Origin of the sequence: Thioalkalivibrio sp. ALJ15, from assembly GCF_000383695.1 — a bacterium.
In the GTDB taxonomy this organism is placed as follows: Bacteria; Pseudomonadota; Gammaproteobacteria; order Ectothiorhodospirales; family Ectothiorhodospiraceae; genus Thioalkalivibrio.
In genome coordinates, this window is the sequence record NZ_KB912060.1 from 173,836 (window position 1) to 187,688 (window position 13,853).

Below are 13,853 nucleotides of genomic sequence, written 5' to 3' on the forward strand. Positions count from 1 at the left end.
ACCCCGCACGGTGCAACAATTCGGAGAGGTGCCGGAGTGGTCGAACGGGGCGGTCTCGAAAACCGTTGTACTCTCGCGAGTACCGAGGGTTCGAATCCCTCCCTCTCCGCCAAAATCAGTAACTTGCTTGCATGGTGGCGAGCTTGAGTGGAAGGAGTCCTAGCGATTTGGGACAAATTTGGGACACTCAGCCATGGCGACCATCGAGAAGCGAGCAGGTAAAAGCGGGACCAGGTGGCGGGCAAGGGTCCGCAGAGACGGATCCTTCGTCACCCGGACCTTTGACAGTAAGACCCGAGCCACGCAATGGGCACGGGACCAGGAACACGCAATCGACCGGGGCGAATGGATCGACCATTCCGAGGCCGAAGGCACGACCCTGGTAGAAGCGCTGGACCGCTACGCCAGCGAGATCACCCCGCACAAGAAGGGCCACCGACAAGAACACCTGCGCATCCAGGCATGGAAGCGCGTCAAGTTCGCTCGTAAGCCTCTGAGCCGCATTCGAAGTACCGACGTGGCCGCATGGCGTGACGAGCGCATTAAGACGGTAGGCGGCCAGACGATCCGTAACGAACTGGCCCTGCTGTCACACGTCTTCAAGATTGCGCGCACTGAGTGGGGCATGGGCGGCCTGCGTAACCCCTGCGAGGACGTGCGGCGCCCTCCCCCGAGCCAGCCACGCGAACGTCGCCTGCGAGAAGGCGAGGAAGCGGCCCTGCTGGCCGTGGCCGATGCGGAATGGACCGGCCTCATCATCATGGCGATTGAAACGGGAATGCGCCGTGGTGAGCTTCTGAGCCTGACATGGGACCGGATCAACCTTTCCCAAGGGCTCGCACACCTGCCTGAGACGAAGAACGGCAGCGCCCGAACCGTTCCCCTATCCCCGCGCGCAATCGAGGCCCTCAAGGCCCTACCGCGCCGCCTGGACGGCCACGTCTTCTCCATGAGCTTCAACGATCACGGCAACCGTTGGCGCACCCTGTGCAAGCACGCCGGTATCGAGGGCCTGACGTTCCACGACCTGCGGCACGAGGCCACGAGCCGCTTTGTGGAGGCCGGTCTGTTCAACATGGCGGAGATCGCGGCGATAACCGGGCACAAGACGATGGTGATGCTCAAACGCTACTACCAGCCGAACGCTGCCGGGCTGGCGGAGCGGATGCGGAAAGGGGCAAGAGCATGACCCCCGCATGGCTACCGGACTGGCGAGACTCGGACGCTTACCCCGCGCCTGAAGACCTGACGGTCAATCAGTGGCGCTGGGAATTCACCAGACGCCGACAGGACTATCAGGACGACTGGGAGGTGTATGCCCCGCCTTCTCACAGGCAGGCCGCTGAGATCCACAGCCAGGCCGGGCTGCCTGTACCCGAGGGCTACTCCACCTGGTTCGGAGTCCCCTTTGAATCCGCCGAGATGCCGGACTCCGAAGGCAAGTACGGCATGTGCCAGCTACATGACCCGGCCAAACCGAAAATACACCCCGGACACTTCAGCACCAGCCGCACGCCGTCTCTCGTTACCCAAACTGAGCACCTGAGCCAGGCGCAACTACACGAAGAGCACCTAGCGCACTATTCATTCGACCTGCGCAAGCCGATCAAACCCCAGATTGAGAACGCGAGGAAGCATCTGGAAGAGACGCAGATTGATCTGGTCGGGAAACCTGACAGCCGGCGGCTCCACAAGGCGAAGCTGCCCCTTTACCTGCGCGTCCTGGACGCCCGCCGATCTGGCGCTACGTTCGAAGAAATCGGGACGGTTGTCCTAGAAGATCAACCTGGGAGCTGGGATTGGGGACCATCGGAATTCGCAGCCCGCGCCAAGCAGATCTTCGACGCTGCCGAATCTCTAATGTTTAACTGGCCTCGCTAAATCTAATAGTAGCCACCCCGTCGCCTCGCAATACTGGCCCTGCGTTCACAACAAAGGCCAGTATTGGAGGCGAACATGCAACACCTTTCACGACCCCAGCAGTTCCTTCAGAAACACCCCAACACCTTCCCCACTGAAGCCGGCCTGCGCTGGTTCATCTTCAAGAACCGGGCACAGCTCGAGTCGAGCGGCGCCCTGGTCAAGAACGGGCGTCGGTTGTTCATCAACGAAGACAAGTTCTTTGCGGTCCTGACGGGCGGCCAAGGGGGTGCGGCGTGAGCGAACCGAACTACTACGAAATCGGATACCGCTGCCATTCCAACCGCGAGCTACTGCGTGAGGCACCTGTCGCGATCAATAACGCGCTGTGGATGCTGCGCCGCGACCTGGTGGAACAAGACTTCGAGAACGGAAACGAGCTTGAACCACACGTGCGGGATGCCGTTCTGGTGCTTTGCAAAATTGCCGCTGGCGATCTGTACGACCTAGCCGCTCGCGTAGTCGGGGAAGACGACTTCGACCTGAGCCAGATCGACAAGGCGAAAGGGGGTGCGAAATGAGCCGAACGAAAAACGCCCTGAGCCACAGGGGGGCGACTCAGGGCGCGAATGAGCACGGCGAAGCACTCGCATCCAAGGTTGCCACAAAGCGCGCGCGCGTTCTACAGGCCCTGATCGAAGGGCGGCGGCTCCATCGGTTCATGGCCGAGCGCCTGCTGTCGGATCACGTGCTGCCGAGCACCGTGTCCGAGATCCAGAGCCGCTACGGGATCCGCGTCGAACGGCGGCGGATCACCGTTCCGGGCTACCGGGGCCTGCCGGCGCATGTGTCCGAGTATTGGCTGTCAGACGCCGAGCGCCGGCGGGCGCGGGCGATCCTGGGCCAGGAGGTGCGCCGTGGCTGAACGAGGGCAGTTCTATGCCGTAGACGCGGAGACCGTGGAGCTTGCGTGCGACCAGGGCCTACACCAAGCGCTTGCGTACCTGGTCATGGCCGCCGGATCGGGGCACGACCAAATCACCACGGGATGGTCTGCCGAGGCGGTGCGCAAGTACACCGGGATACGCTGGACGCGAGCCAAGGCCGCCGTAGACGCGCTGCTGAGTGCGGGCCTGGTGAGCCAAAGCAAAGGCAAGGGCCGACCGCGCTACAAGCTCAGGAAGCCGACCAACAAGGTATGGCTGCCGAACACCCTGGTCACCGGCGTGGGCACGGAAGACCCACCATTGGCCCGGATGCGCCGGCTTCACGATACGGATGCTGTGCGCGTGCTGGTGCGGCTGTATGCGGCGAACGACCTTCAGGAGGAAGGCGGTATCCCGACCAGCGTCCTGCGCGACCAGTACGCGGCTGAGCGGGTTGCGGACTACGGCAACCTGAGCATTTGGCGTTTCGATTACGACACCAGCTATGCGTCTCCGAGCGCGCCCCTGGAGGGCATCGACCGCGAACGCTGGTGGCCGATCCTCAAGAACATCCAGCGCGCGGGCCTGCTGTATTGCGAGCCCTGGCTGTTCGACGCCGACCACGAACACGGAGAACCGATCCACCCGCTCGAGGGCGACGGGATCGAAGGCGAGCTGTCGGCATTCCTCGGGTACATCAGCGACCGCATGCCGAGCGTTGAACACGCACTCGAGATCGCGGACCTGGTGGTGCCCGTGTATTCATCCATCCCGGAGCCCGCCGCTGTGGGCATCTATCAACTGCGGTATCTCCCGCACGCCAAGCACACCATGGCGGGCCTGTCCGGTCGCCAGGAGTCCACCCGAGAGTTCGTCCGCATGCTGCGAGAGAAGACGGGCCAGCCTCATTTACAGGGGGTCTTGTGAGCTTGGGAAGACATCAAGGAGGTATCAAGGAGGTATCAAGGAGACATCAAGGAGGAATCAAGGTTTTATCAAGGAGACATCAACGATACCTAGGGTCTGTAGATTCAGGGTCTGTTTCCTGCGGAAACATGACCGCGACACGAGGGCTACACCATGACACCGGCACAGCAAGCCTACTGGTCACACCAGCGAACAGCGACCGAAACGCGCACCCAGCAACCCAGCACACGGATGCCGGCCAAGATCCTGCCGTTCCGTCAACGCGGGACCCAGGGATAGGGCATGGCTGAATGGCCCTACACCACCGCCACGTGGGCACGCCTGAGGGCTGCCGCACTGGCAACTGATCCGCTTTGCGCCGTCTGCCTCAAGCGGGGCCGCGCAGTACCGGCTACCCAGGTGGACCACGTGACCCCGATCAACCAGGGGGGCGATCCGTTCCCCCCGCTGTCGGGCCTCGAGTGCCTGTGCGCGTCGTGCCATAGCAGGAAGACCCGACGCGGGGACTCGGGCCGGTACGCCGATGCGCATGGTCTAGCGGTGGATCCCGAGACCGGGATACCCCGAAGCACGGAGCACTGGTGGCACAAGTGACTGATTCCGATGAAAAAATCTCTCACAACTGGCGCTCGGGGATCGTCGTGGGGGGACGCATTTATGGTTAGTTTCCCGGAATATTCAAGAGGTTAGCGATGGGACTCCGAGGACCGGGCGCACGGCCCAAGAAGAAACGGCAGCAGGCGGAGGACGCGGCACCGGCAGAACCGCCCGCATGGGAAGCGCCGGGCCTGTCGCGAGCCGAGCGCGTGATCGCGTTCATTGAGAGCCTGCCTGTCACCAGTGGCGTGCTGGCCGGCACGACCATGGCCCTGCGGGACTGGCAACGCGAGATCATCCACGGCATCTACGCGACCGACGCGGACGGCAAGCGCTCGGTGCGCACGGCCCTGCTGACGCTGCCTCGCAAGAACGGCAAAACGGGCCTGGCTGCCGGCCTGGCGCTGGCCCATCTGTGCGGCCCGGAGGCGGAGGCGCGCGGCCAGGTGTATTCGGCTGCGGCGGATCGCGACCAGGCGGCGCTGCTGTATACCGAGATGAAGGCGATCATTGAACAGGTGCCGGCGCTGGACGCGCGTATCGTGACCCGCGACTTCACCAAGTCCATGGAAGACCTCGAAACCGGCTCGCACTACAAGGCACTGAGCTCGGACGCGAAGACCAAGCACGGGTTCTCTGCGTCGTGCGTGATCTATGACGAACTGGCACAGGCGCCGAACCGCAATCTCTACGATGTGCTGGCGACCAGTACCGCCGCGCGGGCGGAACCGCTGATGTGCGTTATCAGCACGCAGAGCCCTGACCCGAACCACGTAATGAGCGAGCTGGTGGACTATGCGGTCCAGGTGCGCGACGGCGTTGTGGAAGATCCGGCCTTCTACGGCGTGGTGTATGCGGCGCCCGAGGATGCCGACCCATGGGACGAGGAAGTATGGCATGCCTGTAACCCGGCCCTGGGAGACTTCAGGAGCCTGGAGGAAATGCGCACCAGCGCGTTACAGGCGCAGCGGATCCCGGCGCGTGAGAGTGCCTTTCGCTCGCTGTACCTGAACCAGCGCGTAGACGCAGACGAGCGATTCATCGCGGCCAACGATTGGGCCGGGTGCCAGGGTGATCTACCGGATCTGAAGGGCGCTCGCTGCTTTGCCGGGCTGGACCTGTCGAGTACCAAGGATCTGACCAGCCTGGTGCTGTTCTTCCCGGATAGCGGCGCGGTGCTGCCGTACTTTTGGTGCCCTGGGGACTCGCTGGACCAGCGAGAGGACCAGGACCGCGTGCCGTACCGAACGTGGGCGCGGGCCGGCCATATCGAGCCGACGCCGGGCCGCGCGGTGGATAAGCGCCATGTGGCCCTGCGGCTGGCCGATGTGGTGGCTCAGTACGATGTGCGCGCCATTGCGTTCGACCGCTGGGGCATGGAGGAACTGCGCCGCATCCTGTCCGAGGAAGGTATCGAGGATCTGCCCCTGCGCGAATTCGGCCAGGGCTACGCCAGCATGAGCCCGGCCCTGGCGGCGCTCGAGGCCCTGGTGCTGGAAGGCGACCTGCTCCACGCCGGCCACCCCGTGCTGACCTGGAACGTCGCCAACGTGGTGGTCGACCAGGATCCCGCCGGCAATCGCAAGATGACCAAGGGCCGCGCCCGTGAGCGGATCGACGGGGCGGTGGCGCTCGCCATGGCCGTGGGAACGTGGGCAAAGGAACCCAAGGCGCAGCGCTTCGAGCTGTCCGGCCCCATGGTGATGACCGTCTAGGGGCAGAAGATGTAGGCCAATCGGCCAAATGTGCCACAACATATTGACGTTTCGAGGGTTTCTCCTGATACTGTTGATATGAACAGTATCCCGCGATACCGGCAATGCGATGCCCTCAGCATCCTGCCGATGGTCGCCAAGGCCGATCTGAACAACTGGATCGGTCGCGGCGCCCTGACGCTGGACAACCCGGACGCAACCCCGCGCCGGTATTCGGATCGCGACCTGGTGGCCATCGCCTGTATGTGGGAGCTGCGCCGCCAACATATCCCGCCTGGGGCAGCCGCCCGTATCGCCATCCATGCCAAGGATCGCACCCGCAACTGGTCCGAAGGGGGCCGGTCGTGTGCGTTCCTTTTCTGGTTCCAGGGCGACCGCGTGACCGTGCGCACCGTCGCGGCGGACCAGGTAGGCCAACACCTGACCCGCAACGTGCTGGGCGCACCGGCCAGCGTGACGCTGTTCCACGTCGATGACGTGATCGAGGCGGTTCACCAGAAGATTCAGGAGGCGGCGGCATGCCAGGCAGCGGCGTAACACTTCAGGACGCCAAGGACCACGTGCGCGTGGACGGCAACGATTCGGATGCCGACCTGATCCCGATGCTCGAGGCTGCCGAGGGCTACGTGGCCAAGTATCTGGGGCGCTCGTTCCCCTGGACTGATGACGAGGGCACGGAGGTGGACACCCCGCCCGCCGTGCGCCACGCCATCCTGATGCTGGTGGCGGACCTGTTCGAGGCCCGCACCGCGACCGTGGATTACCGCATCCGCGACAACCCGACCTTCCACCGGCTGCTCGACTTTCATCGCGTCGGCATCGGCGTTTGACCCCAAAGGAGACCATCCCCATGAAGCTGAAAGACCTGAAAGAAAAGCGCGGCCAACTGGTCGCGGAAATGCGCTCGCTGACCGACAACCCGAAAGGCGACGGTGGCGACCTGTCCGACGAACAGAGCACGCAGTTCGACGGCCTGAAAACGGAGCTCGAGCGAATCGAGGCGAACATGGAGCGTGCGCGCGCCGTGGAAGATGCCGAGCGCCGCATGCAAGGCGCCCCGGTATCCGGGACCGAGGAACGCCAGTGGGACCAGGCACGACGCGATTACTCGCTGACCCGTGCCATGGCCGGCGCGGCGGGCCTGAACGTGGACGATGGGCGCGAGCGTGAGGTTCAGCAGGAGCTTGCCCGCCGCAGTGGCCGCAGTTTCCAGGGCATTGCGGTGCCGGCGGAAGTGTTCGAGGAGCGCATCGAATCCCGCGACGTGCTGACCAGCACCGGCCAGGGCGCCGATCTGATCGCCACCGATCACCTGGGCGGCCAGTTTATCGACCGGCTGCGCGAGGCGGTCGTGGTCCGTCGCCTGGGCGCGCGTGTCCTGCGGGGCCTGTCCGGCAACGTGGACATTCCGAAGCTGGCGGCATCGGCCACCACCGGCTGGGTTGCCGAGAACAGCGCCCTGAGCGAATCGCAGCACGATTTCGACAAGGTGAGCATGGCCCCGAAGCATGCGGGCGCGATCACCGAACTGTCGCGGAACATGCTTCAGCAGGCGAGCCCGGATGTGGAACAACTGGTGCGCCGTGACTTCGCGCAGATCCTGGCGGCCTCGCTGGACGCCGTGGCGATCAAGGGCGGCGGCAGCAATGAGCCGACCGGCATCCTGGAGACTGCCGGCGTATCCGAGGTCTCGAGCTTCGCCGCAACGTGGGAGAAGGTTCAGGAACTGATCGGCATGGTGGAAGATGAAGACGCCACCGGCACCGCGTTCCTGACGCATCCGAAGGTGCGCCGAATCCTGCGCAGCACCAACAAAGTGGACGGCGAAGCGGAACATGGTTTCATCATGGATAGCCGCGACTCGCTGGACGGCTACACCGTCGCACGCACCACGCTGACGCCGATCACCGAAGGCGACCCGGATACCGCGCCGCTGATCTTCGGCAACTTCTCCGACCTGCTGATCGGTTTCTGGTCCGAGCTGGACGTGCTGGTTAACCCGTTCGAGTCTACCGCCTACAGCAAGGGCAACGTGAAGGTCCGCGCGATGATGACGGCGGATGTGGCCCTGCGGCACCCCGAGAGCTTCGCGTTCGGGATGCTCGAGGTCTGAGCATGGAACGGCGCTACGCCACCGAGGTTCGGGCTGTCGGTCGCCGGCTGGAGGGCTACGCGGCCCTGTTCGGCAGCGAGGCCCGGATCGCGGACTTTACCGAGACCATCCGGGCCGGCGCGTTCGCGGACTCCCTGCGAGGCGATCGCGACGTGCTGGCCCTGGTGGACCACGACACCAGCCGTCTACTGGCGCGGACCCGCACGGGCACCCTGCGGCTGTCTGAGGACGCGCAAGGGCTCGCATTCAGTCTCGACGTACCGGATACCCAACTGGGGCGCGATGTGCTCGCCATGGCGGAGCGTGGCGACCTGGGGGGTATGTCGTTCGGGTTCACGATCCCCAAGGGCGGCGATACCTGGGAAGGACGGCGCCGCGAACTGCGGAAAGTGGACCTGCGCGAGGTGAGCGTGGTCCATGCCTGGCCCGCCTATGACGGCACCGAGGTAACGGCCCGCAGCCGCACGCCCCGCCTGTCCCTCGCCACCCGCTACCTGGAGACCGTCTAATGGGCCTGCTACGTCGCATGGCGGAATACTTCGAGCCGGAGACTCGAGACCAGGAGGAACCGTCCTGGGATTACCTGAGCGGCCACAACACGGTCGCGCCAGTGAACGCCCGCGTGGCGGAGAACCTTAGCACGGTCCTGGCCTGCGTGGGCGCTATCAGTGGCAGCATCGCGAGCCTGCCGACCTATATCTACCGGCGCGAAGGCGACAACCGCGTGGAAGATCCGACGCACCCGCTGGGGCGCCTGATCCACCTGGGGCCGAACCGCTGGCAGACGTGGCCGGACTTCGTGGAATGGCTGCTGGCGTCCACCCTGCTGCGCGGCAACGGCCTGGCGGAGATCGTGACCGACCACCAGGGCCAGGTAGTCGAACTGCGTCCGATCCCCTGGGATTGGGTCGCGGTCCAACTGTTGCCGAACGGTCGCCTGGCCTATGACGTGACCGAGCTCACCAGCGTCTACGGCGGGACGGGCCGGATGCGCCGGCTGCTCCAGGATGAAGTGCTACACCTGCGGGACCGTACCGACGATGGGCTACTGGGGCGTTCCCGCCTGACCCGTGCGGCGGCTGCCGTGGGCGCGGCCCTGAGCACTCAGGAATTCGCCGGGAGCATGTGGAAGAACGGGGCGAACCCCAGCGGTGCGATCAAGGTGCCGGCCAAGCTGGACACCGATCAACGTAACGAGATCCGCAAGGGCATGGAAGCATTCAAGGGCGCGGCCAATGCCCACAAGATGCTGATCCTCGAGGCCGGCATGGAATGGGAATCCATCTCCATGAACCCCGAGGATGCCGAACTACTGGCGAGCCGGAAGTTCAGCGTAGAAGAACTGGCCCGCATCTACGGGGTGCCGCCGCCCATCATTGGCGACCTGACGCATGGCACGTTCACCAATGCCGAGACCGTGGGCCGCTGGTTCGCACAGCAGACGCTTTCGCTGTGGATCCGCAAGCTGGAGGCGGAAATGGTGCGCAGCGTGTTCAGCGAGACCAGCCGCGCCACGCATATGCTCGACTTCGACCTGTCGGGGTTCCAGCGTGGCGATCCCGAAAGCCGCTGGACCTCGCACAAGATCGCCAAGGATGCCGGCATCCTGACGGCCAACGAGATTCGCCAGGTAGAAGGCTGGAACCCGTTGCCGGGCGGCAACGGGCTGGAAACGAATTCGCCAGTAGGCGAGTAGGCCAGGGGCTTTCCTCCCCCAGACATGCGGTGCGCGGAGCCGTGGCTGTAATCCGCTAGGCCAGGGGCTATCGTTCTCCCCCGGTTTGCCGGTTGCGGAGCCGGTGGCCGAAGATCCGCAGCCCCGCCAGCGTGATGCCGGCGGGGTTTTTTGTGCCCTCACCCGCCCCGATTCTTGGTCCAAATTTGGGACACTGCGGACAAAAAACGGCCATATTGGGGGGTGTTGTCGGTTCTGTAACCTACTGGTTTTCCTGCTGTTGAGTGTTGTACACTGTTGCCAGACTAGGACTCGAAAACCGTTGTACTCTCGCGAGTACCGAGGGTTCGAATCCCTCCCTCTCCGCCAGATTCAGCATGGGGGCCTGCGTGGCCCCTTTTGCATTTCTAGCCCCAGCGTTCCGGGATTCGAACCCGAGGAATCCGAAACGATGGTTCGACCGATGGCGCATCGCGACATCGGAACGCCGCAGCGCAGCGGAGGCGGCCCGTAGGGCGGCGACAACGTCGCCGTAATCCCTCCCTCTCCGCCAGATTCAAGCAAAGGGGCCCAAGTGGCCCCTTTCGCATGTCTGTCCCCTAAGGTGTCGAGATTCGAACCCGAGGGATAGAAAATGATGGTTCGACGGGTGACGCGAAGCGGCACCCGAACGTCGCCTCAGGCGACGGCCCGCAGGGCGAGGCACATCGTGCCGAGTAATCCCTCCCTCTCCGCCAGATTCAGCATGGGGGCCTGCGTGGCCCCTTTTGCATTTCTAGCCCCAGCGTTCCGGGATTCGAACCCGAGGAATCCGAAACGATGGTTCGACCGATGGCGCATCGCGACATCGGAACGCCGCAGCGCAGCGGAGGCGGCCCGTAGGGCGGCGACAACGTCGCCGTAATCCCTCCCTCTCCGCCAGATTCAAGCAAAGGGGCCCAAGTGGCCCCTTTCGCACGTCTGGCCCCCGACATATCGGGATTCGAACCCGAGGAATTAGAGGCTATGGTTCGACTACTGGCAGCGCGAAGCGATGCCAGAACGTCACCGCAGGTGACGACCCGAAGGGCGAGGCACATCGTGCCGAGTAATCCCTCCCTCTCCGCCAGATTCAAGCAAAGGGGCCCAGTGGCCCCTTTCGAATGTCTGGCCCCAGCCTTCTGGAATTCGAAACCGAAGCCTGTGGGAAGTATCTTGAGGGGGACTTGTGGGAGCGGGCTTGCCCGCGAAGCCCCTGCGCACAAAAAAGGCGACCCCGGAATCCGTGGGTCGCCTTTTTTGCGTCATTTTCTGGTGGGCGGTACTAGGTTCGAACTAGTGACCCCTGCCGTGTGAAGGCAACCAGTATCCAGCCCTGCCAAGGGCCACACGCCTACAATCATAGACTTACCGAAACGGTTTGTGCAAGGTGGGGCACCGTAGTTCCCGTTTGTGTTACCTTAATGGTCACCAAATGGTGACCAAAACGGGTGACCCCATGGCTGCGAAGGCCCTCGACACCAGTATCACCGACACCGCCGCCCGGCGGTTCCTGGAATCTGCCGAGGGCCGCGCGACTCTCTGGTGCGATCGCGTTACCGGACTTCACCTGATCCGCAACGCTAAGGGCGGAAGCTGGCGATACCGCTACACCGACCCCACCGGCAAGCGCCGCACTGCGACCATCGGGCGATATCCCGCGCTGAAGCCTCAGCAAGCCGCCGAAAAGGCCCTGGCATGGCGAACCGAGGATGCCGACGTGCTGGCGGACAAAGAGCGCCGGCGCCGCGAGACCCTAGAGGAAAAGGCCCTGGCGGGCACCCGGACACTGCGGGCCTATATCGAAGGCCCGTATGCCCGCTATCAGGCGCGGCGAACCGCGGGTGACGAGACGCTGGCGATCCTGCGGACGAACTTCGATCACTGGTGCGACCGCGACCTGGCAACGCTGACCCGTTCCGACGTTATGGCGTGGCAGTCCTGGCGCGAGGAACTGGGACGCGCACCTGCGACCATAAAACGCGCCTACGGGGCCTTGCGCACGCTGTTGCGCCAAGCGGTTCGGGACGGCGTGATCGAAGATGATCCGCTGCGGGACGTGGCGCTCGACAAGCCTGCGGAAACCGAGCGGACCGAAGCCCTGCGAGAGCGCCGGGCCTCGACCCGGCGGCTGCTGACGGACGATGAGATCCGCCGCCTTCATGCCGGGCTGGATGCGTTCGCGGCTGAACTGCGACAGCAGCGCCGGAACAGTCGGGCGCACGGCAAGCCGGACTTGCCCGATCTGGACGCCGTGACCTATCCGCACTGGTTTATACCGTTCGCCTATCTATCCCTGTACACGGGACTACGCCCGGGCGATCTGTACGCCCTGACCTGGCTGGAACTGAACCCGCAATTCGGGCGGCTGGTGAAGGTGCCCGAGAAAACCCGCCACCACCCCGAACCGGCCCGCGTGGAAATGGACCTACCGCCGGGCGCCCTCGACGTGGTGCGTGCCTGGTGGGAGCAACGGGGGAAGCCCTCGACCGGCCTGGTTTTCGCGTCGCCCATCACTGGTAGGCGTATGGACAAGAAGGCGCACGGCAAGCCCTGGCGCCGCGTGAAGCGTTTGGGCGGGCTGCCCGACGACCTCACGTTCTACGCGATGCGGCATCACTTCATTTCGACCCTGGTGGCCGCTGGGGTGCCGCTGCTGACGGTCGCCAAGCTGGCCGGGCACAAGTCCGCCGCAATGATCGAAAACCACTACGGACACCTTTGTCCTGATTCGGCCCGCGAGATCATGCGTCAGTACGGCCAACGTATCGGCGGGGCTAAAGGTGACCAGGGGGCATCGTCGTGCGAGTCCTGATCGACGTAGCCGAGCTATTCGCTGGCGAGCACCTGGCCGGTCTGGCGGTTGAGGACTGGATGGCCCTGCAGCCCGACGAACAACTGGTCGAGCGGCTGAGGTTCATTTGGGATCGCGCGGGGGCCTTGTCTCTGGCGACGTACGACCAGGAACTCGGGATTCCCGCGAACGTATCGGCAGAAGCGGAACGGCTTAGACAGGCGGCAGCAACGGCACTGCATGCGATCGAGCGGGGGGATCATGCCGAGGCCAGCTTGAGCGCGCTGGATGCAGGCAAGCGCATGGAATCGCTGAACAAGAGCATGGCCATCTATTCCGGTCTGCAAATCAAAGCCGACCTGCAAAAGCCCCGATCCGAGGGCGGCAAGTCGACCGCCAAGCGCAAACAAGCCGAGGAGCAAGACGAAATCGACGATACGCGGCGCCGTTGGGAAAAACTGGCGAGCGAAGGCAAGCCAGAGCGTGAGCGCGCCGGAATCATTGCAAGGCAGAAGGGTAAACCAGCCAACACCGTGCGGGGCTGGATCAGAAAAGCGGGATTACGCTAAGCGCGGGCATTGAACGGAAAAACATGCTTGGCCCAGGTGCACAACCGGGAGCCATAAAGCATGAACACGCAAGATCACCCTGCCGCTATTTTGCGGCCCAATGAAGCCGCGCCATATCTCGGCATGAGCCGGCGCAAGCTCTACGACCTGTCCGAGAGCGACCCAACGTTTCCACGCAAGATCGTTTTCAGTTCTCGCTGCGTCGGCTGGCGCCGTGAGGCCCTGGACGCCTGGCTGCGCGGCAAGGAAGGTGCGGCATGAGGGGCACAAAAGGAAGCGCCCCGGCCAGGGGGGAGGCACGGGGCGCAGTAGCAGAGCACGGCGAAGCACTCTACCGGCAGTATAGCAGCGACGATCTCTTTCGCATCGCGGAGATCCGCGCCTACATCATCGGCATGCATTCCCGTGGCCCTGCCCGCCGCCGTGCGATTCTGCGCTTCCTGCGCGCACTCAGGGCCGCGCTAGGGGGTGAGCGATGAGCGCCCCGGTCGAGCGTCTCCTGGATCGTCTCGAGAAAGTGAAGACCACCGGCCCCGGGCGCTGGCTCGCGTGCTGCCCCGCCCATGGGGACCGACACCCGAGCCTGAGCGTTCGCGAGACCGATGACGGCACCGTCCTGGTGAAGTGCTGGGCCGGCTGCGGCGCGGCTGACGTGCTGG

16 protein-coding genes, 2 tRNA genes, 2 other RNA genes and 1 pseudogene are annotated in these 13,853 nt (G+C 64.3%); 20 read left to right on the top strand and 1 reads right to left on the bottom strand.

Annotated elements, in window-relative coordinates; genetic code table 11:
• Positions 1–22 precede the first annotated feature (22 nt).
• From G015_RS0112090 to G015_RS14170, 16 genes are all read left to right on the top strand, one after another.
• Positions 23–112 (top strand) — tRNA-Ser (locus G015_RS0112090).
• An 81-nt stretch (positions 113–193) separates the two neighbouring features.
• Positions 194–1,189 (top strand): site-specific integrase, encoded by a 996-nt coding sequence (locus tag G015_RS0112095; RefSeq protein ID WP_020146810.1) that lies wholly within the window; start codon positions 194–196, stop codon positions 1,187–1,189.
• Positions 1,186–1,881, top strand: a complete 696-nt coding sequence (locus G015_RS0112100) for a DNA -binding domain-containing protein (protein ID WP_020146811.1) — start codon at positions 1,186–1,188, stop codon at positions 1,879–1,881. Before G015_RS0112095 ends, G015_RS0112100 begins: the two co-directional genes overlap by 4 nt.
• A gap of 75 nt (positions 1,882–1,956) precedes the next feature.
• Entirely contained in the window at positions 1,957–2,160 is a 204-nt protein-coding gene (locus tag G015_RS0112105) for a hypothetical protein (RefSeq protein WP_018875161.1), read from the top strand.
• Positions 2,157–2,441, top strand: coding sequence for a hypothetical protein (locus G015_RS0112110; protein WP_020146812.1), 285 nt, complete (start codon positions 2,157–2,159; stop codon positions 2,439–2,441). Before G015_RS0112105 ends, G015_RS0112110 begins: the two co-directional genes overlap by 4 nt.
• Entirely contained in the window at positions 2,438–2,785 is a 348-nt protein-coding gene (locus G015_RS14405; protein ID WP_232196825.1) for a hypothetical protein, read from the top strand. The genes G015_RS0112110 and G015_RS14405 overlap by 4 nt, the downstream gene beginning before the upstream one ends.
• Positions 2,778–3,713 (top strand): hypothetical protein, encoded by a 936-nt coding sequence (locus tag G015_RS0112120; RefSeq protein WP_020146814.1) that lies wholly within the window; start codon positions 2,778–2,780, stop codon positions 3,711–3,713. Before G015_RS14405 ends, G015_RS0112120 begins: the two co-directional genes overlap by 8 nt.
• 282 nt (positions 3,714–3,995) lie before the next feature.
• Positions 3,996–4,307, top strand: a complete 312-nt coding sequence (locus tag G015_RS14160; RefSeq protein ID WP_038050237.1) for an HNH endonuclease signature motif containing protein — start codon at positions 3,996–3,998, stop codon at positions 4,305–4,307.
• Positions 4,308–4,405: 98 nt separating this feature from the next.
• On the top strand, positions 4,406–6,025 hold the full coding sequence (locus G015_RS0112125; protein ID WP_020146815.1) for a terminase large subunit: 1,620 nt from the start codon (positions 4,406–4,408) through the stop codon (positions 6,023–6,025).
• A gap of 78 nt (positions 6,026–6,103) precedes the next feature.
• Positions 6,104–6,562, top strand: coding sequence for a hypothetical protein (locus G015_RS0112130; RefSeq protein ID WP_020146816.1), 459 nt, complete (start codon positions 6,104–6,106; stop codon positions 6,560–6,562).
• Positions 6,544–6,855 (top strand): head-tail connector protein, encoded by a 312-nt coding sequence (locus G015_RS0112135; protein WP_020146817.1) that lies wholly within the window; start codon positions 6,544–6,546, stop codon positions 6,853–6,855. Before G015_RS0112130 ends, G015_RS0112135 begins: the two co-directional genes overlap by 19 nt.
• Before the next feature lie 20 nt (positions 6,856–6,875).
• A complete protein-coding gene (locus tag G015_RS0112140) occupies positions 6,876–8,138 on the top strand; it encodes a phage major capsid protein (protein ID WP_020146818.1) in 1,263 nt (420 codons plus the stop codon).
• Positions 8,139–8,140: 2 nt separating this feature from the next.
• Positions 8,141–8,647 carry an HK97 family phage prohead protease gene (locus G015_RS0112145; protein ID WP_020146819.1) on the top strand — a complete coding sequence of 169 codons (507 nt, stop codon included), beginning with the start codon at positions 8,141–8,143 and terminating at the stop codon, positions 8,645–8,647.
• Positions 8,647–9,834, top strand: coding sequence for a phage portal protein (locus tag G015_RS0112150; RefSeq protein WP_020146820.1), 1,188 nt, complete (start codon positions 8,647–8,649; stop codon positions 9,832–9,834). Before G015_RS0112145 ends, G015_RS0112150 begins: the two co-directional genes overlap by 1 nt.
• Before the next feature lie 585 nt (positions 9,835–10,419).
• A non-coding RNA gene (locus tag G015_RS14165) (RtT sRNA) lies at positions 10,420–10,550 on the top strand.
• A 237-nt stretch (positions 10,551–10,787) separates the two neighbouring features.
• A non-coding RNA gene (locus G015_RS14170) (RtT sRNA) lies at positions 10,788–10,921 on the top strand.
• 183 nt (positions 10,922–11,104) lie between these two features.
• On the opposite strand, the gene G015_RS0112155 is transcribed toward G015_RS14170, so the two are convergent.
• Positions 11,105–11,183: transfer RNA gene (locus tag G015_RS0112155), tRNA-Val, on the bottom strand.
• A 107-nt stretch (positions 11,184–11,290) separates the two neighbouring features.
• Between G015_RS0112155 and G015_RS0112160 the strand changes: the two genes are divergently transcribed.
• The 4 genes and pseudogenes from G015_RS0112160 to G015_RS14410 form a co-directional block, all read left to right on the top strand.
• Positions 11,291–12,646 (top strand): integrase family protein, encoded by a 1,356-nt coding sequence (locus G015_RS0112160; protein ID WP_020146821.1) that lies wholly within the window; start codon positions 11,291–11,293, stop codon positions 12,644–12,646.
• Complete coding sequence (locus G015_RS0112165) at positions 12,634–13,194, top strand: hypothetical protein (protein WP_020146822.1); 561 nt, start codon at positions 12,634–12,636, stop codon at positions 13,192–13,194. Before G015_RS0112160 ends, G015_RS0112165 begins: the two co-directional genes overlap by 13 nt.
• 60 nt (positions 13,195–13,254) lie before the next feature.
• Entirely contained in the window at positions 13,255–13,455 is a 201-nt protein-coding gene (locus tag G015_RS0112170; protein ID WP_028490927.1) for an AlpA family transcriptional regulator, read from the top strand.
• Between the two features lie 214 nt (positions 13,456–13,669).
• Positions 13,670–13,853 (top strand): annotated as a pseudogene (locus tag G015_RS14410) (hypothetical protein); the annotation flags it as partial.